The organism is Segatella copri, assembly GCF_009494835.1.
Taxonomy (GTDB): Bacteria; Bacteroidota; Bacteroidia; order Bacteroidales; family Bacteroidaceae; genus Prevotella; species Prevotella copri_F.
Genome location: NZ_VZBE01000006.1, coordinates 38,746 through 62,242, shown reverse-complemented (window position 1 = coordinate 62,242; position 23,497 = coordinate 38,746). Strand labels below are relative to the sequence as shown.

25 protein-coding genes and 1 pseudogene are annotated in these 23,497 nt (G+C 44.2%); 15 read left to right on the top strand and 11 right to left on the bottom strand.

Translation table 11 applies throughout. From position 1 onward, the window contains the following. Positions 1-100 precede the first annotated feature (100 nt). Genes F7D47_RS01300 through F7D47_RS01290 form a run of 3 tightly spaced genes read left to right on the top strand, consistent with a single transcriptional unit; the run spans position 101 to position 2,246 of the window. A complete protein-coding gene (locus F7D47_RS01300) occupies positions 101-514 on the top strand; it encodes a plasmid mobilization protein (protein ID WP_153085320.1) in 414 nt (137 codons plus the stop codon). After that, positions 511-1,461 (top strand): relaxase/mobilization nuclease domain-containing protein, encoded by a 951-nt coding sequence (locus tag F7D47_RS01295; RefSeq protein WP_153085321.1) that lies wholly within the window; start codon positions 511-513, stop codon positions 1,459-1,461. The genes F7D47_RS01300 and F7D47_RS01295 overlap by 4 nt, the downstream gene beginning before the upstream one ends. Positions 1,462-1,496: 35 nt before the next feature. Next, positions 1,497-2,246: a hypothetical protein gene (locus F7D47_RS01290; protein WP_153085322.1), complete on the top strand. Its 750-nt coding sequence runs from the start codon at positions 1,497-1,499 to the stop codon at positions 2,244-2,246. Positions 2,247-2,304: 58 nt separating this feature from the next. Here the strand turns inward: F7D47_RS01290 and F7D47_RS01285 are convergent, their stop codons facing one another. From F7D47_RS01285 to F7D47_RS01275, 4 genes are all read right to left on the bottom strand, one after another. Beyond that, positions 2,305-3,045 (bottom strand): NERD domain-containing protein, encoded by a 741-nt coding sequence (locus F7D47_RS01285; RefSeq protein WP_153085323.1) that lies wholly within the window; start codon positions 3,043-3,045, stop codon positions 2,305-2,307. A gap of 12 nt (positions 3,046-3,057) precedes the next feature. Continuing rightward, entirely contained in the window at positions 3,058-3,501 is a 444-nt protein-coding gene (locus F7D47_RS01280; RefSeq protein ID WP_153085324.1) for a hypothetical protein, read from the bottom strand. Between the two features lie 18 nt (positions 3,502-3,519). After that, positions 3,520-3,642 (bottom strand): hypothetical protein, encoded by a 123-nt coding sequence (locus tag F7D47_RS15070; RefSeq protein ID WP_367379489.1) that lies wholly within the window; start codon positions 3,640-3,642, stop codon positions 3,520-3,522. 84 nt (positions 3,643-3,726) lie between these two features. After that, positions 3,727-4,563: a DUF4377 domain-containing protein gene (locus F7D47_RS01275; RefSeq protein ID WP_228113445.1), complete on the bottom strand. Its 837-nt coding sequence runs from the start codon at positions 4,561-4,563 to the stop codon at positions 3,727-3,729. Positions 4,564-4,775: 212 nt separating this feature from the next. Between F7D47_RS01275 and F7D47_RS01270 the strand changes: the two are divergent. From F7D47_RS01270 to pdxT, 3 genes and pseudogenes are all read left to right on the top strand, one after another. Further along, a pseudogene (locus F7D47_RS01270) lies at positions 4,776-5,197 on the top strand (IS1380-like element IS942 family transposase); the annotation flags it as partial. A gap of 1,122 nt (positions 5,198-6,319) precedes the next feature. Continuing rightward, positions 6,320-7,195 carry a pyridoxal 5'-phosphate synthase lyase subunit PdxS gene (gene pdxS, locus F7D47_RS01265; protein ID WP_006847583.1) on the top strand — a complete coding sequence of 292 codons (876 nt, stop codon included), beginning with the start codon at positions 6,320-6,322 and terminating at the stop codon, positions 7,193-7,195. 69 nt (positions 7,196-7,264) lie between these two features. Further along, positions 7,265-7,834 (top strand): pyridoxal 5'-phosphate synthase glutaminase subunit PdxT, encoded by a 570-nt coding sequence (gene pdxT / locus F7D47_RS01260; RefSeq protein WP_117694675.1) that lies wholly within the window; start codon positions 7,265-7,267, stop codon positions 7,832-7,834. A gap of 167 nt (positions 7,835-8,001) precedes the next feature. On the opposite strand, the gene F7D47_RS01255 is transcribed toward pdxT, so the two are convergent. Next, positions 8,002-9,285 (bottom strand): ATP-binding protein, encoded by a 1,284-nt coding sequence (locus F7D47_RS01255; RefSeq protein ID WP_153085325.1) that lies wholly within the window; start codon positions 9,283-9,285, stop codon positions 8,002-8,004. A 656-nt stretch (positions 9,286-9,941) separates the two neighbouring features. Next, positions 9,942-11,243 carry a UDP-N-acetylmuramoyl-tripeptide--D-alanyl-D-alanine ligase gene (locus F7D47_RS01250; RefSeq protein ID WP_153085326.1) on the bottom strand — a complete coding sequence of 434 codons (1,302 nt, stop codon included), beginning with the start codon at positions 11,241-11,243 and terminating at the stop codon, positions 9,942-9,944. Between the two features lie 143 nt (positions 11,244-11,386). Between F7D47_RS01250 and F7D47_RS01245 the strand changes: the two genes are divergently transcribed. The 6 genes from F7D47_RS01245 to F7D47_RS01220 all read left to right on the top strand — a co-directional run bounded on the left by F7D47_RS01245 (position 11,387) and on the right by F7D47_RS01220 (position 17,236). After that, positions 11,387-11,608 carry a hypothetical protein gene (locus F7D47_RS01245; RefSeq protein ID WP_089544490.1) on the top strand — a complete coding sequence of 74 codons (222 nt, stop codon included), beginning with the start codon at positions 11,387-11,389 and terminating at the stop codon, positions 11,606-11,608. A gap of 339 nt (positions 11,609-11,947) precedes the next feature. After that, positions 11,948-12,793, top strand: coding sequence for a dihydropteroate synthase (gene folP / locus F7D47_RS01240; RefSeq protein ID WP_153085327.1), 846 nt, complete (start codon positions 11,948-11,950; stop codon positions 12,791-12,793). Then, positions 12,790-13,560, top strand: coding sequence for a diadenylate cyclase CdaA (gene cdaA, locus F7D47_RS01235; protein WP_006847577.1), 771 nt, complete (start codon positions 12,790-12,792; stop codon positions 13,558-13,560). The genes folP and cdaA overlap by 4 nt, the downstream gene beginning before the upstream one ends. A 267-nt stretch (positions 13,561-13,827) precedes the next feature. After that, on the top strand, positions 13,828-14,874 hold the full coding sequence (gene pta, locus F7D47_RS01230) for a phosphate acetyltransferase (RefSeq protein ID WP_144154465.1): 1,047 nt from the start codon (positions 13,828-13,830) through the stop codon (positions 14,872-14,874). Between the two features lie 37 nt (positions 14,875-14,911). Beyond that, positions 14,912-16,114 (top strand): acetate kinase, encoded by a 1,203-nt coding sequence (locus F7D47_RS01225; protein ID WP_118254380.1) that lies wholly within the window; start codon positions 14,912-14,914, stop codon positions 16,112-16,114. 75 nt (positions 16,115-16,189) lie between these two features. Then, positions 16,190-17,236, top strand: a complete 1,047-nt coding sequence (locus F7D47_RS01220; RefSeq protein WP_153085328.1) for a sugar kinase — start codon at positions 16,190-16,192, stop codon at positions 17,234-17,236. Positions 17,237-17,271: 35 nt separating this feature from the next. Here the strand turns inward: F7D47_RS01220 and F7D47_RS01215 are convergent, their stop codons facing one another. The 5 genes from F7D47_RS01215 to efp form a co-directional block, all read right to left on the bottom strand. After that, positions 17,272-18,036 (bottom strand): UDP-2,3-diacylglucosamine diphosphatase, encoded by a 765-nt coding sequence (locus tag F7D47_RS01215; protein ID WP_117587524.1) that lies wholly within the window; start codon positions 18,034-18,036, stop codon positions 17,272-17,274. Positions 18,037-18,097: 61 nt separating this feature from the next. Continuing rightward, positions 18,098-18,418 (bottom strand): metal-sulfur cluster assembly factor, encoded by a 321-nt coding sequence (locus F7D47_RS01210; protein ID WP_089544483.1) that lies wholly within the window; start codon positions 18,416-18,418, stop codon positions 18,098-18,100. A 102-nt stretch (positions 18,419-18,520) separates the two neighbouring features. Beyond that, entirely contained in the window at positions 18,521-19,210 is a 690-nt protein-coding gene (radC, locus tag F7D47_RS01205; protein ID WP_006847571.1) for a RadC family protein, read from the bottom strand. Positions 19,211-19,262: 52 nt separating this feature from the next. Then, entirely contained in the window at positions 19,263-20,321 is a 1,059-nt protein-coding gene (locus F7D47_RS01200; protein WP_117694660.1) for a glycosyltransferase, read from the bottom strand. Positions 20,322-20,384: 63 nt separating this feature from the next. After that, positions 20,385-20,951: an elongation factor P gene (efp, locus tag F7D47_RS01195; protein ID WP_022121096.1), complete on the bottom strand. Its 567-nt coding sequence runs from the start codon at positions 20,949-20,951 to the stop codon at positions 20,385-20,387. 221 nt (positions 20,952-21,172) lie between these two features. On the opposite strand from efp, the gene rpmH reads away from it, so the two are divergent. From rpmH to F7D47_RS01180, 3 genes are all read left to right on the top strand, one after another. Beyond that, complete coding sequence (gene rpmH / locus F7D47_RS01190; RefSeq protein ID WP_004351099.1) at positions 21,173-21,328, top strand: 50S ribosomal protein L34; 156 nt, start codon at positions 21,173-21,175, stop codon at positions 21,326-21,328. A gap of 225 nt (positions 21,329-21,553) precedes the next feature. Further along, positions 21,554-22,288, top strand: coding sequence for a PASTA domain-containing protein (locus F7D47_RS01185; protein WP_006847567.1), 735 nt, complete (start codon positions 21,554-21,556; stop codon positions 22,286-22,288). A 121-nt stretch (positions 22,289-22,409) separates the two neighbouring features. Continuing rightward, positions 22,410-23,495, top strand: a complete 1,086-nt coding sequence (locus tag F7D47_RS01180) for an RluA family pseudouridine synthase (protein ID WP_153085351.1) — start codon at positions 22,410-22,412, stop codon at positions 23,493-23,495. Positions 23,496-23,497: the final 2 nt, after the last annotated feature.

Sequence of the window (23,497 nt, the reverse complement as noted above, 5' to 3'; positions counted from 1 at the left end):
TTTGGGAACCCCAAAACGCCTCGCTCCACCATGAGGGCGGAGGAATTTTGCTCCCAACGGTCGCAGAAAGTGAGTGTACCAACTGTAATCAGTATATTGAATGACAAGCATACAGGAACAGGACAAGAGAAAGGGCGGAAGACCGCCCGTAGGCAGGGTTCGCAAGCTGTCGAAGTCTGTCACTGTGAAGTTCTCGAAGCCAAGCTACGAGGCATTGAGACTGAGGGCGAGAAAAGCCAACCGCAAGTTGGCGGAGTACATCCGTGAGTCAGCCTTGAATGGTGAGGTGGTGAGCGGACACAACACAGAGACGGTTGCCATTGCCAAGAACCTCATCGGTATGGCAAACAACCTCAACCAACTTACCAAGCTGTCGCATCAGAGAGGTTTCCATGAAACCCATGTATATGTGGTGGACTTGTTGAGAAGATTGAAAGAAATCCTTAGCGAGTATCGCCAAGCAAGTTATAAACCGAAGCCAAGCAGTATGGGCAGAAAGGAGGATACCACATGATAGGCAAGCTAAAGAAGGGCAACTCATTTGGTGGTTGCATCCGCTATGTTACAGGCAAGGACGAGGCGAAAATCCTTACTTCCGATGGTGTTCTGCTCGGCACGAATGCCGAGATGACGCAAAGTTTCGAGCTACAGAGGCAGCTAAATCCAAGGATTAAGAAGCCTGTGGGACACATTGCATTGAGCTTCAAACCAGAGGACAAGCCACGTTTGACGGATGATTTCATGGCTAAGATAGCCCTTGAATACATGCAGATGATGGGTATCAACGATACCCAATTCATTATCATAAGGCATCACAACACGGACAATCCACATTGTCATATCGTATATAACCGCATTAATAATGAGGGCAAACTCATATCAGACAGGAATGATTACAGGCGTAATGAGCAGGTGACCAAGGCTCTAAAATCCAAGTATGGACTGACCTACGGAACGGATAAGAGCAAGACTAATACTCGTAAATTGCGCAATGCTGAGCGAGCCAAATACGAGATTCACAATGCTGTCAAGGATGCCTTGAAAGTCGCTGATAATTGGCAAAAGTTCAAGAATGAACTTGCAAAGCGAGGTGTTCGCTTGGAACTTGTCTATAAGGACAAGGAGCAAACCAAGGTTCAAGGCATCCGTTTCTGCAAGGATGGATATAGCTTCAAGGGTACGCAGATTAGCCGAGACTATAGCTTTGGCAAACTGAATGCGAGATTTGAGGGAACGGAGAACCTTTTATCAGCAAGAGCCAAATCTGCTCAGCAATATGAGCAGGGCTGTCACAAGAATGAGCAGATGCCATTCATGTCGGAGAGCAGTCAGGATCCTTGGAATGGTATTTCTTCCATTGGGCTTTTTGCTTCTGCCAACGTACAGACCTTTGAGCCATTCCCAGAGGATGAATCAGTCAAGAAGAAAAAGAAGAAACGCAGAAGAGGCTTTTGCCTTTGATGCAAGTTACAAACCATTCAAACAACAAAAGAAAGATGAAAGAAGAACTATTGGAAGCCATCTACGGCACAGTTGAGAGATTGGAGCAGAAAGTCGATGAACTTTCTGCTTCACCAAAGTACGCAGGAGCGGAAACCGTTCCTGCAAGTAATGACACAACCAAGTTGGAGAAATCAATCATTGCTATGTTTGGCAAGGAAGAGGAAGTCAGAGGTAAAATATCCAAATTAAGAGATGCCATTGTTGTTTTTGTTGACCTTATCAAGGCTGAACTCGGCAAAAATGAGCAGCGAAGCAAGCTCTTGGTTGATGCTGTCAAGCAGATGAGACAAGAGAATGATGTTTCCTCGAAGGCATTGCAAGACAAACTTGAAGTGATGAACAAATCACCTCAAAAGAAGGTTGTAACCCATCGCTTCGAGCCAACCTCAAAGAAAGTTCTTCTTTTCATTGGAGGCTTGGCTCTATCCCTTGTCCTCTCCATTTGGGGCAACCTCACCCAATGGCGAGAGCACCAAGATTGGGAGGAGGCAGATTTGAAGTATAGGGCATTGAAGATGGTGCTTCCATCCGATGACCCGAATGTTAGTTACATCGAAAAGCATTTTTCTGTTTGCCGAGATGAGAAAGTTATAGATGATGTAAGAAATCGTGTTGCTGCCTACGAGGATTCTATTCGCCATCATCATGAAATGGTTGAAATGGCTACTTATAAAGATAGTATAGCCAATAAGCTTTTGCAAGAATCAAATCGCATAAAACGGGCTATCAAAAGCTCAAAATAAAGTTTCTGGAAACTAACTATACTAAATGAGAGGGAAATAAACTTAATACATTCCCCTCTCATTTATTTAGTGTAAACTTGCATTTAGGATAGTTTGAACACCCATAAAAAGAGCCATATCTTCCTTTGCGTAAAACTAACTGACCACCACATTGTGGGCAAACGCCTTGCCTTATTAAACTCCTTGCTCTATATTGCCTGTCGTGAACATTATGCTTGTGCTGTCTTATTTCTTCCTTGTCAGCTATTGTGTAATATCGTTGAATAGTATTGACAATCCAATCTACTTGTGTAGCATTTAGAATAATGTCATGATATTGAGATATTGCCCAATTTAAATTACATCTGTTTACAACTATATGGTTACTGACATGAACTTTCAACTCTGCTGAATTATTGAAAACAACAATCGGAATTAATGGAATGTCAACAGAACATTTAAGCAAATGGCGAAGAAATCTTACATGTCCCTCATTCTGCTTTATAGGATTGTAAAATTGGTGTTTACTTTTGTAGATGACCTGCGTCCAATATTCAGAATTCTCGCCACCTAATATCCAGCCTTTATAACCCTTTGTCTCTATAACGAATACCCCATAAGGTGACACGACGATATGGTCAATTTGAGTTGAGTGTCCATTACTCTCAAACAAAAAATCATTGAAAATTGTGTACTCATCTGGTAGTTGTAACATTTTCTTATGCACCAACTTCTCGGAATATTTACCTTTCCACATTGGCATCTTCAATTTAATGAAGATAGCCAATGCAAAGAATACTATCAAACAAATTATTGCCATATTCTGCCAAAGCTAATATATTCGTTTAATCCATCTTTTGCTTGCTTCAAATCCCCATTGGACATGCCATTTTCTACCTGTAACCTTGTCTAAAAGGATAAATTGATACATATTCTTTGTTGGATACAATTCAAATGTTCCACACCCTGTTTCAAGAGACAAATCTTCATCGTTAAGGGTAACAGAGCCTTCTTTGCCATCATCTAACGACCATTGCACAACATCTATTTTCCCCGTACTTGTGTCTAATTGCAGAAAGTTGTAGATGTTCTCTGTTGGATAGAGTTTGTATCTGTCAAGACCGTGTATGCGGAAATCCACGTCTTCCAATAGGTCATGTATCTTTATCAATGTCGAATCTTTTGCAATCTTAGTAGTTTGCGAACCTAACTTACTTTGTGCAGTCGCTCCTAATGTTATAAGCAGGGAGCAAAATATTAACATAAATCTCTTCATAGCTACATTCTAATTTGATTACTTGAATTTCTCCCAATCAAGATTGAAAGAATCGTTGTTTTGTGAAAGCCATATAAGGTATTGTCGGTCTGTTTTGCAAACCTCCTCGATGGACTTTCCTTTATATTTCCCGAAGCTCATTATATCATTAGGACCAAGTGTTGGTCTATTCTCCATATGATATTCCAATACCTTATCGACATCGGTATATAAGTGTTGGGAATCTTATTTCTTTATTATGATAAATTCCACCTTTTGAAGCCCCTTTTTATGGACGTTGGCAAGAATAAGCGCATATCTGACCTCCTCGCCGGAGTTCATGGAGCGGATACGTGTAAACTCGTCTTCAGGAACGACATTCTTGAACATCGGACCGGATGACTCGTTACGCACCAGACGAATTTTGTCGGTAAAGGGTGAAATGACATACGAGTAAGTTGCTTGATAAGGCACACTATGGAATTTCACCCAGTTCGGGTCTTTATGATCAAGGATATTTACCAGCCATATACGCGCCTTATCGTAAGATGGTAGCGGCGAAACATTGTCATATTCAACTTTACTATCTATTTTACCTTCATCATCAACTACAATAACGCTACCTACGCCATACTTTTCGAAAGGACACAAGTCATAGTATTCTATGTCTGCTTCCGTTTTTATCTCTTTGTCAATCGGAATTTCAGGGTCTGCTACAAGCCTGTCTTGAAGAACACGGATAAGTTCATATCTGCGGTCGGAAGCATCCGCAGGTGGATTGGCGAGGATTGTGCGCTTTACCGAGAGATAATATTCGTGCCCGCGTTCATAGGTAAAGCCTTTTATCTGTTCAAATCCAAGGTATTGCCATTCTTCGGAATCACCTTCCGTCTTGACGAGCAAGCATTCTATTGGTTTTCTCATATCATCGCCCCACGCATACGTCACGCCTGTTTCTGCCGACACCAGCATTCTGATTTCTTTGACTGAATCTTTAGGCTCATCATCATCGCTACAAGCAGCCAGTCCTGCCACGGCGAGGAATGTCATGAGCAGCATTCTGAAAAAATTTATATTCATCATTCTTTTTAAATTTTAATTGTTCTCTACATAATAATAAACACCGAAAATGCAAAAATATTGCATTGCAAACACAGTTTCCTTATTTCCGCAACACTATAATTTAATATTTTTTATAAGCCCCTGAGCAACAATAAGTTGCTCAGGATTTTGCCATGTCAGAAATTTCACTTATCTTAGTGTTGCTTTTAAAAACAAATAAAACTCTGAATGACATGGCAAAAATACAAATAAAATCTGAGAAACTCACTCCTTTTGGAGGATTTTTTCCATTATGGAGCAATTTGATGCTCTTTTAGCTCAAACCATAGATTCTACCTTGGGATTGAGATGCACATTGTTTGGTTATCAATATAGTGAGATTCTACGCTCTCTGATGTGCGTATATCTTTGTGGTGGCTCATGTATTGAGGATGTTACAACTCACTTGATGAAACATTTGTCTCTTCATCCAACTCTTCATACTTGCAGCGCAGACACCATATTACGTGCTATCGAAGAACTTACTTTTAAGAGCATCACCTATAAGTCTGCTTCTGGCAAATCCTATGATTTCAATACTGCAGACAAGATGAACTGCTTACTGGTCAATGCCCTGCTTGCTACTGGTCAATTGAAATCCGGTCAAGAGTACGATTTTGGATTGCGTGCCACCAGCAGAATCAAGACCTTTGTTTTCAAGTTCATCTCTGTTCCTGCGAAATGGATTAAGACATCACGTAGGCATGTATTGAACATTTACTCAGACGACAATGCTTATGCCAACCTGTTCAAGACAGACTTTGGTTAAAGGCCATGCTTTTCTGGTTAAACCGGCGTATTACCTCAAGTCGCTTTATGGGGTAAGGGGATTTTGTGTTTACGACGTTTCTGTTATGCCCAAGGAATATGTACAATAAAAGAATTTTTGTCGTTTTACAAGCAAAATCCCACGAAACCCTATAGGTTGCGGATTTGAGGGTAAGACTAATTGTTAAATATATATGAGTTGTTTGTCGTAGCTCATATATCCAAATAAAAAGTAAAGCCTCATCTTAGTACACATCGTTGAGAGGAGTGGTGGAATTTATAGCTACAAAAATGTGGCTTTAATTCGCCTTCTCCAAATATTTTCTAAGAAACCAGCTTATCGGGTAGAGAATTTTACGCAAAAGTTCTAAATTCCATAAATTTCTCCTAGATAGTCATGGGATATTTAGAAAAATATCGTATCTTTGTCCCCGAATTGAGGCGTTCTTTGCATATTGCAAAATACAGAAACGAGCAGAAGTCCGCTCGTTTCCATATTGTTACCTATATAATATAGGCAAACGCCCAACTTCTTGATTTTCAATCAAAGTCCAATTTAGAGCGAGTTAGTATTTTTAACACATAGATAAAACTCTCTCTTGCAGAATCGCCAGCGAAGCTTTTTTACAGCTTTGCTGGCGATTTCTCTGTATATAATCTTACTCAATCATGTTCTTGAGTATCCATTTCCTGAAGAATGGGTCTTCTATATTCCATAATCGAAATTTTTCGTTACGAAATTTTTCGCTAAGATACAAAAAATGTAGAAGTTCAGAAGGTGAACTCCTCTCGGTTTCTCTTAGCAGTACAATCTGTGTACTGCTTTATATATTCAGGAATATCTCTTATATATTTGCGAATCTCTCTTTATACAAAATGACTCAATGTTTGCAGAAAATGGAACATTTTTCTGCTATTTCGCTGAAAAATGTTTCCTTTGCAGCCGTAATTGAATAAAAATATAAGAATTATGGCAGAAAATAGACAAGAATTGAACCGCAACTTGGCTCAGATGCTCAAGGGTGGTGTGATTATGGACGTAACAACTCCAGAACAGGCAAAAATCGCAGAGGCAGCAGGTGCATGCGCAGTAATGGCGCTGGAACGTATTCCAGCTGATATCCGTGCAGCAGGTGGTGTTTCTCGTATGAGCGACCCTAAGATGATTAAGGGTATTCAGGAGGCTGTTTCTATCCCTGTAATGGCTAAGTGCCGCATCGGTCACTTCGCTGAGGCTCAGATTCTTCAGGCTATAGAAATCGACTATATTGACGAGAGCGAGGTGCTCTCTCCAGCTGATAATGTTTATCATATCGACAAGACTCAGTTCGACGTGCCATTCGTTTGTGGTGCCAAGAACCTGGGCGAGGCACTCCGCCGTATTGCTGAGGGTGCTACCATGATCCGTACCAAGGGTGAGCCAGGAACAGGTGATGTGGTTCAGGCTGTTACCCACATGCGTATGATGCAGAGCGAAATCCGCCGCCTGGTTTCTATGAGCGAGGATGAACTTTACGAGGCAGCCAAGCAGTTGCAGGCTCCTTACGACCTGGTGAAGTATGTTCACGAGAACGGCAAGTTGCCAGTGGTTAACTTCGCTGCCGGTGGTGTGGCTACTCCAGCTGATGCTGCCCTGATGATGCAGCTCGGTGCCGAGGGTGTATTCGTAGGTTCTGGTATCTTCAAGAGCGGTAACCCAGCTAAACGTGCCCAGGCTATCGTGAAGGCAGTTACCAACTACAACGACCCTAAGATGCTGGCTGAGTTGAGCGAGGACCTTGGCGAGGCAATGGTAGGTATCAATGAGCAGGAGATTGCTTTGCTCATGGCTGAAAGAGGTAAGTAATAATAAATGAGATAACGGATAAAAGCCCCTCCTGCACAAGAAGGGGCTTTTATATTAGATAAGTATGTTATGAGAATAGCTGTATTAGCTTTACAAGGCGCTTTTGCTGAGCACAGACAGAAGTTGGCTCAGTTGGGCGTGGATAGTTTCGAGGTTCGCCAGTTGAAGGATTGGGACCAACCTAAGGATGGCTTGATTATTCCGGGCGGTGAGAGTACCACCCAGGCGAAGCTCTTGAATGAACTGGGATTGATGGAGCCAGTGAAGGAGGCGATTGCTGCAGGTTTACCTGTTTATGGTACTTGTGCCGGTTTGATTCTTCTTGCCAAGAAGATTGAGGGCGAGCCTAGTCAGCGCATAGCTTCGATGGACATCACGGCTTTGAGAAATGCCTACGGTCGCCAGTTGGGCAGTTTCTACATCGAGGCTCCGATGAAGGGCATTGAGGGCAATATCCCAATGACATTCATCCGTGCTCCTTATATTAAAGAGGTGTGGGGTGATGCTGAGGTTCTGGCGGAGGTAGATGGCAAGATTGTGGCTGCCCGCCAGGGTAACCAGCTGGTTACCGCCTTTCATCCTGAACTGAACGAAAGCCTGGAGATTCATAAGTATTTTCTGGGAATGTGCAGCAAGTAGGCTTCATTCTGAGATGAAACTTATTTCGTTGGCCGATGAAACAGGCTTCATAGGCACATGAAGCTATATTGCAAAGTATCTTAGGATACATTGCCAAGTATCTTAAGATACATGAGCAAGTATCCTAAGATACTTTTTTATTGAATGTCTGATACTGTTATTGAAGGCTATTTCCGTCCCAGCAACCAGTCAATGGCCGACACAATGCGGATGCTTTTACCGTCAATCTTATAATCACGAGTGCTGGTAAAAGCAATGAGAGTCAACTTATCACAACGCAAGACAGAAGAGGCTCTGATGAGCGAATCCGTCTCTCGCTTGAAAGTTTTTTCTCCCTCTATATCGTAGGCTACCTGAATGAGTTCCACTGCCTTGTCTTGATTACATACAACGAAGTCGATTTCCTTAGAACGTGGACTCTCCTTGTAATAATAAATGTCCAAAAAAAAGTTTGTGCATCGGCGCAAAAGCTCAATGTAAACGACATTTTCCAAGCGCCACCCAATGTTCTCTGCTGCAAACGCATTGTCACGATTATTTTGAAGACCAGAATCTACGATATAAGCCTTGGCATTTCTGATGCGCTCCTTACTCTTGAAGGAATGCTTGGTGAGTAGTTGTATAAGGAAAGCTTGACGCAGATAATCCACATACTTCTTAACTGTTACATCCGACATGCTCAGGGCTTTTGCTAAATCATCATAATTTACCTCTTGGCAAACATTGTTAATAAGGTGGTTGGCTATCTTTCGCAAAGCATTAACGTTGCGTATGTTGAAACGGCGCTGTATATCCTTGGTAACGATGGCTTCCATCAAACTTTGTACATAGCCACGCTTGTTGCGCATATTTTGCATCTCAGGAAATCCTCCATCGGCGATGTAGTCCAAAAAGGCTCGCTTTCTTTCAGCGTCAGCCTTGGTAGTGATGCCAACAAGGTCAACATGATGAAACATGCAATATTCATAAAAGGAGAAAGGGAACAAGTGAATCTCATTGTAACGTCCCGTGAGATGAGTGGCAAGCTCGCCACTCAACAATTTTGCATTGCTGCCAGTCACCACTAAATGTAAATTGCTGCGGAGCAGACGATTGACAAATAAGTGCCATCCATCTACATCTTGAATCTCATCTAAAAATATATATTTGATATCCGTCCCATACACTTGATAGATGCAAGAGAGAACGGTATTCAAGTCTTCTGTTTTCAACTTAGCCAAGCGATCATCGTCAAAGTTGGCGTACCCGTATTTCACATGATGCTCCAATAAAACCTTATGACAAAGTGTTGATTTGCCACTTCGTCTCACACCGATAACCACTTGTGCAAGCGGACTATCTAATTCAAAAAGGCTTTCTTCATATCGGCCGACCCACTTTTGGGGTTCATAACTTTGAACATATTCCTGTTGCTCAGCCAAGACTTGCAATATCACTTTTTCATCTACCATAGTTGCTCTATTTGAGGATTATTTCTTATTTCGATTACAAAAGTATAATAAAATCTTTAAATCCAGTAGGTTACGATGCTTAAACTTTGCTAAAATGCATATTTTCGTTCTCTAAACTTTGCTAAAATGCATATTTTCGTTCTTCAAACTTTGCTAAAATGCATATTAGGCATGAATGTTGTGTCTGGTACTTTTTTCCGATAAATGTTTGCCGTTTACAAATATTCATCGTATCTTTGCATTATGAAATCTTCGTTACGTAAAACTCATAATGATGTAAATGCTTATGGTACAGTTAAATCCTTTTGTATTTAAAAAGCTATTGCAGAGTTCATGTAGATGGGGCTGTGGGCCTGTTGAGTGAGCGAAACAATGTGCCTGAGTGAACTCAATGAGCCATCCGAATAAGCCTACTGATATGATTGAACAAGCTTACAAATACGACTGAGTAAGTGAAAGAATACGTTTGCTCAGGTTAAAGAAGTCGGAATATCAGGTTCAAGGAGGCTGTTTCTAAGAGATTCCCACTAGGCTCAGCAGCTCTGCTGAGCCTAGTCAGCAGGTCTGCCGACTGCAGTCAGCACATCTGCCGAGCCTAGTGGCAACACCCTATAATCGTACAACTACACACCTTTTAGTTGTACGATAATAACCGTTTATAACAACTCCGGAAGCTGGAAGAGCTTCACGCTGTTGCTGCCCTTGATGAGGATGTAATGGTCGTGAGGCTGGTTCGCCTTGAGCGCTTCCTTCACTTCCTCTACATTCTGGAACTTGCGGTAGCTGCATGGAATATCCTTGAACTCATCGCCCACCAGCCATACATTCTCCAGACCGGCTGCCTGCAACATGTCTACTACCTTCTGGTGCTCCTCGTGGCTCACTTCGCCGAGCTCGCCCATCTGTCCGAGAATCGCCATCTTATGAGGTACATCCATCACGCGGAAGTTCTCGATGGCGGCTGCCATGCTCGATGGGTTGGCATTGTAGGCATCCACCACCAGCTTGTTGTGCGCCGTCTCTTCCAATTGCGAACGGTTGTTGCTCGGGATGTAGTTCTCCAGGGCATGATCTATCTGCTGAGGCTTCACATCGAAATGAAGACCGATGGTGATGGCGGCAAGCATGTTGTCGATATTGTAAGAGCCGATGAGATGAGTCTGAACCTCATGCCAGTCGAAACTCTCGGTGCGCCAGCGGAACTTCAGGAAAGGAGCGCAGGAGATGACTTCTCCCCATACATCGCAGTTTTCATCCTTGCCGTAGGTGATGAGACGGTTGATGTTGCGCTGCTCAGCCATCTGCATCAGATGCTCGTTGTCTGCATTGATGAAGACGAGGGCATCGTTGGCTGCGAGGTAATCATAGAGCTCTCCCTTGGTCTTCTTCACGCCTTCGAAACTGCCGAATCCCTGCAGGTGGGCACGGCCTACGTTGGTAATCATACCGCAGGTTGGCTCCACGTATTCCACGAGTTTTCGGATGTCACCAGGATGGGAAGCACCCATCTCTACAACGGCAATCTCGTTTTCCGGAGAGAGACGGAAGAGCGTCTTTGGTACGCCTACATCATTATTGAAGTTACCCTGGGTGAACATCACGTTGAACTTCTCGCCGAGAACGGCAGAGACGAGTTCCTTGGTGGTGGTCTTGCCGTTGGTTCCGGTGATTCCTACTACAGGAATATCGAAGTGGCGGCGATGCTCACGGGCTAGTTCCTTGAAGGTGGTGAGGCAATCCTCTACGAGGATGTAGCGCTCGTCGCCTTCCTTGGCATACTCTTTTTCATCTACAATCACATAGGCACAGCCTTTCTCCAAAGCCATGTCGGCAAACTTGTTGCCATCAAACGATGCGCCCTTCAAAGCCAGGAAGATGCTGCCCTCTGGGCAGTCGCGGCTGTCAGTGGTAATCACTGGGTGCGCTTGGTAAATCTGATAGAGTTCTGAAATATCCATAGTCTATAACTGTTATTTTGGGTGCAAAAGTAATCTAAATTATGGACATAACAAACAATTTTCCCAAAAAATGATGGTAATCTCGAATATTCTTTCTATTTTTGCAGAAATATTCGATGAATCTTTAGAAAGTGAGGCTCTTTATGGGTAGTAGAGATGAAAAAGATAAAACGAAAGTAAGGAAGGAAAAGCTGGCAGGCTATTTCTTTAATTTATCTCAGTTGACGTTTACTGGAACTGGGGTTGGTGGTATTGCTCCAATTCTGCAAGGAGAGTTTGGAGTTAAAAATTATGTAGTAATTATATTTGGTATAGTAATGACCTTCATTTTTGCGGGCATTGCTAATCGAATTTTAAAATATTAAGTTATGGAAGTTTACAATGGACTCTTGTTTTTCTTTGTGATTGGAACAATCATAGGTGGAAGCTTTCTTGCCTGGACTTACACAAAGCCAGGTAAAAAGTGGCTTAAGGAATTGTAGAATTATGAGCTATTTGGCATTGTTTTTTTTAGTATGCTCGATTTTTAGTCTTGGTTTTATTGCTTGGACTTATACTAAGTCGGGTGAAAAGTGGCTTAAAGAATTGTAGAATCATGAGCTATTTAGCATTATTTTTTATGATAACTTCTATTGTTGTTATTGCTCTTATAGCTTGGAGTTATACAAAGCCTGGTAAAAAGTGGCTTAAGGAGTTATAATCCGATGGAATATACAATTAATATCAAGGGGCGCTTGATGGATTTGAGTACCCCTCAGGTGATGGGCATCCTGAACGTTACGCCCGACAGTTTCTACTCTGGCAGTAGAAAACAGACAAAAATGGAGATAGCTCAGAGAGCTAATCAGATTATAGAAGAAGGTGGAAGCATCATTGATGTGGGCGCTTTCTCCACCCGTCCCGGTGCCGATGAAGTATCGGAAGAGGAGGAGGGAAGACGCCTGAAGTTCGCTCTCGACATCGTTCGCAGGGAACAACCGGATGCTGCCGTCTCCGTAGATACCTATCGCCCAACTTTGGCACGTAAGTGTATCGAGGAGTGGGGAGCTGACATCATCAACGATGTATCAGAAGGTGGAATCACAGGCATCGCCAATGTGCCGCTGAAGCAGAGACAGGAGGAATATCCTGAAATGTTCCGGGTGGTGGGCGAACTGAAGGTACCTTATATATTAATGTCGGTGCAGCCTACGCTCGAAACGATGATGAAGGGCTTTGCCAGAGAGGTACAGCAGTTGCGCGACCTGGGAGCCAAGGACATCATCCTCGACCCGGGCTTCGGCTTCGGCAAGAATCTCATCCAGAATTATCAGATTTATAATGAGATGGAGAAGTTGAACGTGATGGAACTTCCTGTTCTGGTAGGCATCTCCCGCAAGAGTATGATATACAAGCTGTTGGGTGGAGATGCTACGACATCGCTCAATGGAACTTCCGTTCTCGACTCCATCGCTCTGATGAAGGGCGCCAGCATCCTCAGAGTGCACGATGTAAAAGAAGCAGCTGAGGCTGTGAAGATAATAGAAGCAATGAAGGAGGGACGCACATGATAGAATTTGGCATCAAAGACTTTCTCGATATTCTCCTGGTAGCCTCGCTGCTGTTCTATGTTTATCGTCTGATGAAGGAATCGCGCTCACTGAACATCTTCGTGGGCATCATGCTTTTCGTACTTATCTGGCTCTTTGTGAGTCAGATACTGGAAATGCGTCTGCTGGGTTCTATCCTGGATAAACTGGTGAGCGTGGGAGTCATCGCCCTCATCGTCATCTTCCAGGAGGATATCCGTAGATTCCTCTATGAGATAGGTTCGCAGAAAGGTATGCGCCGGCTGGTTCGCTTCTTCCACTCCAGCAAGGAGAGCCAGAAGGAGGCTAACAAGGAGACCATCATGCCGATTGTGATGGCGTGTATGAGTATGGCGAAGAAATACGTAGGTGCTCTTATCGTTATAGAGCGAGGTGTTCCACTGAAGGACATCATGGATACGGGTGAGGAGATAGACGCCAAGATTAACCAGCGGCTGATAGAGAATATTTTCTTCAAGAATTCGCCGCTTCATGATGGAGCCATGGTGGTGAGCAATAAGCGCATCATGGCAGCCGGATGTATTCTGCCTGTGAGTCATAACCTCGATATTCCGAAGGAACTGGGACTCCGCCATCGTGCCGCTCTCGGAATATCACAGAGCAGTGATGCCATCGCCGTCATCGTATCCGAGGAGACCGGACGAATCAGCGTGGCCATCAAGGGCGAGTTCAAACTCCGACTCTCTGCCGAGGAACTGGAAAGCATCCTTACTCTGGAAATGATATAAGTTAAGTGAAGAGCGAAGAACGAAGAGTGAAGAATTCAATAGTGAAGAACGAAGAATTCTTCACTTTTCCTACTACGTAAACCTTTACGATATGAATAATCTGTTGATTTAGCTTTTTTTACACATTTTAGTAGCTGCTATTTCAAAGAAAATGTGTACTTTTGCAAAGTCGATGTGGCAAAAAGGCGAAAAACAAGATAACATCGCCTAACACTTTGACAGATCTACTTAGGAAACAACAAAATATATAAAATATTAAAAAGTAAAATGGATTTATTACAGCAAATCGTAGCTCGCGCTAAAGCTGACAAGCAGCGCATCGTGCTCCCTGAAGCAGAAGAGGAGCGTACATTGAAAGCAGCCGATAAAGTTTTGGCTGATGATCTCGCAGACATCATCCTCATCGGTAACCCTGCCAATATTAAGAATCTCGCTGCTCAGTGGGGTCTTAACAACATCGACAAGGCTACTATCGTTGATCCACAAAACAACCCTAAGACTGAGGAGTATGCTGAGAAGCTCGCTGAACTTCGCAAGAAGAAGGGCATGACCGTTGAGCAGGCTCGTGAACTCGTAACTAAGAACAACCTCTATCTCGGTTGTATGATTATCAAGACTGAGGGCGCTGACGGTCAGATTTCTGGTGCATTGAGCACTACTGGCGATACTCTCCGTCCAGCTCTTCAGATCATCAAGTGCACTCCAGGTATCACTTGCGTAAGTGGTGCTATGTTGCTCATCACAGACCAGAAGCAGTATGGTCAGGATGGCATTGTAGTAATGGGTGACGTTGCTGTAACTCCAAACCCTACAGCAGACCAGCTTGCTCAGATTGCCTATACTACAGCTCATACAGCTCAGTCAGTGGCAGGTATTACTGATCCACAGATTGCCATGTTGAGCTTCTCTACAAAGGGTAGCGCAAAGGATGCTATCAACAAGGAGACTGGCAAGAGCGTTTATATTATTGACAAGGTAAAGGATGCCGTAGCGATTGCTAAGGAGAAGTTCCCAGAGCTTCATCTCGATGGTGAACTTCAGGCAGATGCAGCCCTCGTTCCTGAGGTAGCTGCCAAGAAGGCTCCAGGTTCTGACGTAGCTGGTAAGGCTAACGTATTGGTAGTTCCAAACCTCGAGGTTGGTAACATCGGCTACAAGCTCGTTCAGCGCTTGGGTGGTGCCATCGCTATCGGTCCTATCCTTCAGGGTATTGCCCGTCCTGTTAACGATCTTTCTCGTGGTTGCTCTGTAGATGACATCTACTACATGGTAGCCATCACAGCTTGCCAGGCACAGGACGCTAAGAAGGCTTAATTCAACATTCAACATTTAACATTCAACATTTAACATTATGAAAGTATTGGTTCTGAACTGTGGTAGTTCATCTATCAAGTACAAATTATATAATATGGACGATGAGTCTGTATTGGCACAGGGTGGTGTAGAGCGTATCGGTCTTGATAACGCTTTCATCAAGGTGAAATTGCCTAACGGCGAGAAGAAGCAGATCATGCACGACATGCCTGACCACAAGGAAGGTGTGAACTTCGTGTTCAAGTGCTTGCTCGACCCGGAAATCGGCGCAATCAAGGATTTGAAAGAAATTGACGCTGTAGGACACCGTGTCGTACAGGGTGGTGACAAGTTCAAGGAGAGCGTTATCGTTGACAAGAGCGTAGAGGATGGTATCGAGGAACTTTGCGACCTCGCTCCTGTTCACAACGCAGGTCACCTGAAGGGTATCCGTGCCGTTGACTCATTGATGCCTGGCACTCCTCAGGTTTGCGTATTCGACAACGCATTCCACAGCACAATGCCTGACTACGCTTACCTCTATGCAATTCCTTACGAGTTGTACGAGAAGTATCACGTACGCCGTTATGGTTTCCACGGAACATCTCACCGTTATGTTTCTAAGCGTGTTTGCGAGATTCTCGGTCTCGACCAGAACAACTCTAAGATCATCACTTGCCACATCGGTAACGGTGGCTCTGTAGCTGCTGTATTGAATGGTAAGGTATTGGATACTTCAATGGGCTTGACCCCATTGGCTGGTTTGATGATGGGTTCACGTTGTGGTGACATCGATGCTTCTGCCGTTACCTACTTGATGGAGAAGTTGAACATGAAGCCACAGGAGATGGCTGACTTCCTGAACAAGAAGAGTGGTGTGCTCGGTATTACAGGTATTTCTTCTGATATGCGCGACATCGAGAATGCTGCCAACGAGGGTAACGAGAAGGCTCAGTTGGCTCTCCGTATGTATGAGTATCGCATCAAGAAGTACATTGGTGCTTACACTGCAGCTATGGGTGGCGTTGACGCTATCGTATTCACAGCTGGTGTTGGTGAGAACCAGACCGACCTGCGCGAGGAAGCTTGCAAGAACCTGGAGTATCTTGGCATCAAGATTAACAAGGAAGTTAATGACAAGGTTCGTGGTGAGGAAGCTATCATCTCTACTGACGACAGTAAGGTGAAGGTAGTAGTAGTTCCTACCGACGAGGAGATTGTTATCGCTCGCGATACAATGGAGTTGGTTGCTAACAAGTAATCATACGCTATATATAATAAGGTGAAGACTAGAAACATAAGTGAATGGTCTTCACCTTTTTAAATTTTTAGAATTATGAAAACAAAGATTGTAACTTTCGGAGAAATATTGCTTAGGATTTCTAAGCCTGGTTATCAACGTTTATTTCAGGGACATCATATGTTTGGCAATTATGGTGGCAGTGAGGCTAATGCAGCCATCTCTTTGGCTTATTTAGGCGATAATGTAGAGTATGTAACCCGTGTGCCATACGGTGAGATGGGTGAGGCGGCGTTGATGCATCTCAGAGAGTACGGTCTGAATGTTTCTCATGTTGTGCGTGGCGGCGAACGTCTCGGAACTTATTATTTCGAAGAAGCAGTAGCTATGCGCAATTCCCGTGTGGTTTACGACCGCAAAAATTCTTCTTTCTATACGCTGAAGCGCGGAATGGTGAAATGGGAAAAGGTGCTGGCTGATGCTGCCGTATTCCATTGCTCCGGCATTACCTGTGCTATCAGCCGCGATGCGATGGAATCAACTATGGATGCCATCAAACTTGCTGTTTCTGACGGGTTGACCATTGCCTGCGACATCAATTACCGTAAGAATCTCTGGGGATATGGTCTGGAGCCTCATGATGTGCTATTCCAGATGATGCAGTATAGCGACATCATCTTTGGTGACCAGAATGAGTGGGAGATAGCCAGCGGTGTGCCTCATATTCCTTTCGAGGCTTTGGATGCAGACTATGAAATTGACAAGGAGGCTTATCAGAAGTATTTCTGCAAGATGCATCAGCTCTTCCCTAAGTGTAAGAAGATGGTGATGGCGGTAAGAAATCAGATTGCCAGCAGTCATCATACCTTGAGCGGCTTGCTCTATGATGCTGTAGAAGATCAGCTCTATACTACAAGAATCTATGATATTGAGCCGATTGTTGATCCGATGGGTGTAGGTGATGCCTTTATTGCTGCCTATATTCATGCCCATCAGAAGTGGGGCGACAAGAACCAGTATTGCCTGGATTTCTCACTGTCAGCAAGTGCGATAAAGAATACGGTTCCGGGTGATCAGAATCTGGTTACAGAAGAAGAAATCATCAATAACATGACTTCTTCAGGAGGTCGCATACAGCGATAACAATAAAGGGCAGCTCATAAAGCTGCCCTTTATTGTTATGGTTGGCTTTCGCCTTCCACATATTCTTCCATAAACATGTGTTCGCCATCAAACACGGCATAGGTGAACTGCCATATCCAGTCGCCCAGAATCATCAGTCGGGTCTTTTTGCTCAACATCAGATCCAGTTCGATGTGACGATGGCCGAACATGAAGTAATCTATATCCTTGTGACCTTGCATATACTGTTTGGCAAAGCGTACCAGGAACTCCTTCTTTTCGCCCATATAAGGCTCTTCCTTTCCGTCAGCACGTTTCAGTCGGCTATGCTTAGCCCAGTTCAAGCCCAAAGCCATTCCCCAGCGAGGATGAATCGCATTAAGGAGGCGTTGGCAAGTATGATTCTGGAACATTCTTTTCAGAAACTTGAATTTCTTGTCTGGGTCACCCAGTCCGTCTCCATGAGCCAGATAGAATACTTTATCGTATATTTCTACGGTCTGAGGCTTGTAATGTACGGTAACGCCACACTCTTCCTCCAGGTAGCCATAGGTCCAGAGATCGTGGTTACCCGTAAAGAAATGTACTTCCACTCCCATATCGGTCAACTCAGAGAGTTTGCCTAAGAAGCGTGTGTAGCCTTTTGGTACGACATATTTATATTCGTTCCAAAAGTCAAACATGTCACCCAAGAGATAAACTGCCGCAGCCTTCGTCTTGATGCTGTCCAGGAAACGGACCAGGCGGCGTTCTTGCATGCGGGCATGCGGAATGGCTAATGAGCCAAGGTGCGCATCTGAGAGGAAATATACATTTTTCATAAGCGATTCTATTTAAATGAAGAGTGAAGAATGAAGAGTGAAGAATTCAACAGCTTTGTCTTTATTCAAAGCCGAGTTCTACGCGAGCTTCCTCGCTCATCATACTCTGATCCCAAGCTGGTTCGAATACCAGGTTCACATTGGCTGATTTTACGCCTTCTACGCTGTCTACTTTGGTTCTTACATCCTCCAGGATGAAGTCGGCAGCAGGACATGAAGGGGCTGTGAAGGTCATGTCGAGATCTACGGTGGCATCGTCCTTTACATCTATTTTATAAATCATACCGAGGTCCCAGATGTTGACAGGAATCTCTGGGTCGTAAACGGTCTTAAGCACATCTACGATCTTTTCTTCTATCTTTGTCTTTTCTTCTTGTGTCATAATAATCTTTGTTTTTTGCCTACAAAGATAATAATTATTGCAGACAAAACAAAAAGAAAAGCTGTTTTTTTCTTGCAGAAGGTCTAATATACCCCAAATAGACTACAATTTACCTTTGTCGTGATATGAATAAAAGGCACCATCGGTTATGATGACATGGTCCATAAAGAAGAGGCGCATGATTTCGCAGGCTTTGGCAATCTTCTGGGTAAGTACATCATCGGCTTTGCTTGGCTGAGGATTGTTGCTGGGATGATTGTGGCAGAAGGCGATAATGGTAGCGTTGTTGAGCACCGCTTCTTTGATGATAAGACGGATGTCGGTTGCCGTTTCTGTAATGCCGCCTTTTGAGATGCAGCTCGCTTTGATGAGCTTGAAGTTCTGGTTCATCATCAGGAGCCATGCTTCCTCTGTGTCTAAATCCTGCATCTTCGGAAGCATATAGTTGTAGATGGCAAGGGATGAGCCTAAGTCGGGACGTGTGCCAATCTTATCGAGAGCACGGCGCTTGCCCAGTTCGCAGGCTGCAAGGATGGTGATGGCTTTGGCGGGTCCCATTCCTTTATATTGCGTCAGTTCTCTGATGGACTTCTTTCCTAGCTGGTTCAGGTTGTTGTCGCAATCCTTCAGAATGCGTTTCATCAGGTCTACGGCACTTTCGTCAGTAGATCCCGAACCAATCAGAATACCTAAGAGCTCGGCATTGGATAAAGCTGAGGCTCCCAAACGCTCCAGTTTCTCGCGGGGCTTGTCTTCTTCTGCCCAATTGGCAATGGTTAGTTTCTCTGCCATAATAATAACTGATTAGTAGATTATTATTGGCTTCTCTTTTGGCGGGGAAGTCTTATTTGTAGAAAGTCTTGTTGTATGCGCTGAATTCGCTCTGTCCCAGTACGCATCTCTTCCACCATGCAGAAAGGAATCCGCATCCGTAACCCATCAGCTGTGTGAAGGCAGCGCGAATGCTCAGCAAGCCTATCTTCACGCTGTGATTCTCTCTGCTGCTGTCGATAAACAGTGCGATGGTATAGAGAATGATGCCGGCGAGACCGATGCAGCCCAATGCTGCCATCGCATTGCCCAAGGTCGGGAATACGTGAACGGTGCCAAGCATGTATGGCAGGAAGCCGAAGAAGAGCAGAAGCAGCGTGCCTATTACGCCCACGGTGAAGACCATAGGGAGGAGATGCACGAGCTTGAGGCTCTCTGGATATTTCTTGTAGAGATTGATGCGGGCGATGCCACTGTTGTAGACCTGTCGCCAGAACTTGCGGAAGTCGGTGCGGCGCTTATGCCATACCCATGCTTCAGGGAACAGACGGCAACGGCAGCCTGCCTTGAAGATACGGATAGAGAAATCAATGTCCTCACCGAAACGCATATTGGAAAAGCCATTCAACCTGAGATAAACATCCCTGCGGATGCCCATGTTGAATGAACGGGGATAGAACTTATCCATCTTCTTCTTTCCGCCACGGATGCCACCGGTGGTAAAGAAAGAAGTCATGGAATAAGAAATGGCTTTCTGAGTATCTGTAAATGATGAGTGCGCCTTGTCGGGACCGCCGAAAGCATCGGCTGGCTCACGGCTCAACTCATCACTTACAGCCTTCAGATAGCCCTCTGGCAAGACCACGTCGCTATCGAGTATCAGAAGATACTCACCCTTGGCGCGCTCGGCACCATAGTTGCGACTCTGGCCCGGACCAGAGTTCTCCTTATAGTAATAATGTATATCCATCATGTGCTCATATCGCTTGCACACCTCCTCGCAGGGAGTCTGTGAGCCATCCTCAACGATGACAACTTCGAAGTCTTTCTCTGATTGATGAGTCAGACTCTCTAAAAGTTCGTCCACTTCGTCAGGACGATTAAATACAGGTACTATGATGGAATATTTCATTCTTCTTACTATTAAGGGTTAGTTTTACTCAATAAGAGCACAATCTTCCTGTTGGAGGATGTATTACTCGCTTACACGACCGAGGTAGCTACCGTCACGGGTGTCGATCTGGATAGTCTCGCCTTCGTTGACGAACAAAGGAACACGAACCTCAGCACCAGTCTCCAATGTAGCAGGCTTTGTAGCGTTGGTAGCAGTATTACCCTTTACACCTGGCTCAGAGTGAGTAATCTTCAAAGTAGTCTTCACTGGCATTTCAGCCAAGAGGATAGTACCATCAGTTGTATCAGTAACCACCTCAACAACGTCACCCTCCTTCATGTACTGGCCACCAGTAACGTTCTCCTTAGCGATAGGCACCTGCTCGAAAGTCTCCTGGTTCATGAAGATGCAACCAGTAGCGTCCTCGTAGAGGTACTGGTAAGGACGGCGCTCAACGCGAACATCCTCCAATTTGAAACCTACCTGGAATGTACGTTCCAATACACGACCGTCGGCAACATTCTTCAATTTTGTGTTCATTACGGTGTTACCTTTACCTGGCTTTCTGTGCTGAAAGTCGATGCAAACCCATACTTTGCCATCCATGCGGATGCAAGTACCAATCTTAATTTCCTGTGAATTAATCATTTCTTGTTTATCTTGAATGTTATTACAATAATCTCAAAATCGAGTGCAAAGTTACGGCAAAAACATGAAAAATCAAAGGAAATATCGAAAAAAACATAAATATTTAAGCTAAATTTGGTAGTTTTCTTGGTTATTTCAGAAAATATGCGTAATTTTGCAGCCCAAAAAGGGCGTGTTTTGCACTTTTGTGAAGAATATTAATTAAAAAATAAATAAGAAAAATGAAAAGAACATTTCAGCCTCACAATCGTCGTCGCGTAAACAAGCATGGTTTCCGTGAGCGTATGGCAACTAAGAATGGTCGTCGCGTATTGGCTTCTCGCCGTGCTCATGGCCGTAAGAAGTTAACTGTATCTGACGAGCACCACGGAAAGTAATTCCGAGGAAAGATTCGTCTGTTGACGATGACATTAAAAGCAGCAAGGATGTATTCTTTGCTGCTTTTTGTTGTTTATAACGCCCCTTCCTTTTCAGAGATTGCTCTTTTGGGAACAAAGATGTTTTGTTTTTATATCATAAAATAGGTGGTGAGAGTGCAAAAACTTTCCTTTTTATTTTGTTCTTCCCCCAAATACTTGTATCTTTGCACCAAAAAATAATATATGACTTCATCAGAGTTTATAAATAAGTTTAAGAGTAAGTACCTTTGGGGGAATATCGGTGCCATGATTCTGGTGCTGGTGTTGCTCTGTGTCGGTGTCAAGTATGGCATCGATATCTATACCCATCATGGTGAGGCCATCCGTGTGCCGGATATTCGATATAAGAATATCGATGATGCTACACATATCCTCGACGATGCGGGATTGGAAATTGTTGTAACGGATACGGGATATGTCCGCTCTTTGCCGCCTGATGTCATTCTGGAGCAGACTCCGGTTTTCGGAGAAGTGGTAAAGTCGGGACATGTTATCTATGTTACCATCAATTCTGATCATTCTCCACGTATCACCATTCCTGATGTCATTGACAACAGTTCGTTGCGAGAGGCAATGGCTAAACTTACTGCTATGGGATTCAAACTGGGTACACCTGAATATATTCCTGGCGAAGAGGATTGGGTTTATGGTATCCTCGTTAAGGGTAAGCATGTTGTAGCTGGTGATAAGGTTTCTATCGATGATGTGCTTGTCATACAGGTTGGTAATGGTAAACGGAGCGTTGATGATTCTATCGATGTGGTAGATCCAGTTTATCACGGCGAAGAAGATGTGATGGAAGGCGAAGGTGACATGAGCGGAGAAACTCATGAAGACAACTTCGAGGTAGTTCCTGGAACGGAAGCCACAGAGCCTGCTCCTTCGCATGAGCACCACCAGAAGGAAGTGGTGGAGTAGGAGAAATGAAAAGTGAAGAGTGAAGAATTCAATAGTAATACGAATGATATTTTTAGATTATATATATAATAAGGTATATGCTCCTGTAGAGGATGACTTCGGGTTTGATGATGCAGGAGATATGGACGAACTGGATGATGAACTCCAGGTGGAGGAAGGAAACGCTGCTTCTGGTGAAGGAGGAGATGAACTCTATGAGCACTGGAAGGTTCAGGTGGATGCTAACCAGGATCCGGTGCGTATCGATAAGTACCTGGCTGATAAGATGGCCTATCAGAGCCGTAACCGTATTCAGCAGGCTGCTGATGCCGGATTCATCCATGTCAATGGTAAACCGGTAAAGAGCAACTATAAGGTGCGCCCTAATGATCTGGTTACTCTGATGCTCGACCGTCCTCGTCATGAAACGAGTATCAAACCTGAAGAAATCGCTATCAATGTGGTTTATGAAGACGACCAGCTGATGGTGGTCAACAAGGAAGCAGGTATGGTGGTGCATCCGGGTGCGGGCAACTTTCATGGAACCTTGATTCAGGCGGTAGCCTGGCATTTAAGGGATATGCCTGAGTTTGATGCCAATGATCCGGAAGTGGGCTTGGTGCATCGTATCGATAAAGATACCAGCGGACTGCTCGTTGTGGCAAAGACTCCTACGGCAAAGACCGCTTTAGGTAAGCAGTTCTTCAACAAGACTACCCATCGCAGTTACAATGCGCTCGTTTGGGGCAATATTGTAGAAGATGAAGGTCGCATAGAAGGCAATATCGGCCGTGATCCGAAGAACCGCCTCCGTATGAAGGTCTTCGATCCGGACAGCGGAATAGGCAAGACGGCGGTTACGCATTACAAGGTGTTGGAGCGTTTCGGTTATACCACCTTGGTGCAGTGTGTGCTTGAAACAGGCCGTACCCATCAGATTCGTGCTCACATGAAGCATATCGGTCATCCGCTCTTTATGGACGAAACGTATGGCGGAACAGAGATTCTGAGAGGTCAGCGCAGTAGCAGCTACAAGGCATTTATCCAGAACTGCTTCAAACTCTGTCCGCGTCAGGCTCTCCATGCCAAGACACTCGGCTTCGTGCATCCTACAACCAAGCAGCAGATGGATTTTGACAGTGAGTGGCCGGAAGATTTTAGACAATTAATAGAAAAGTGGCGCGGCTTCATCGCTGGCACCACACAAGATACATTCAAAAATATTTAGTA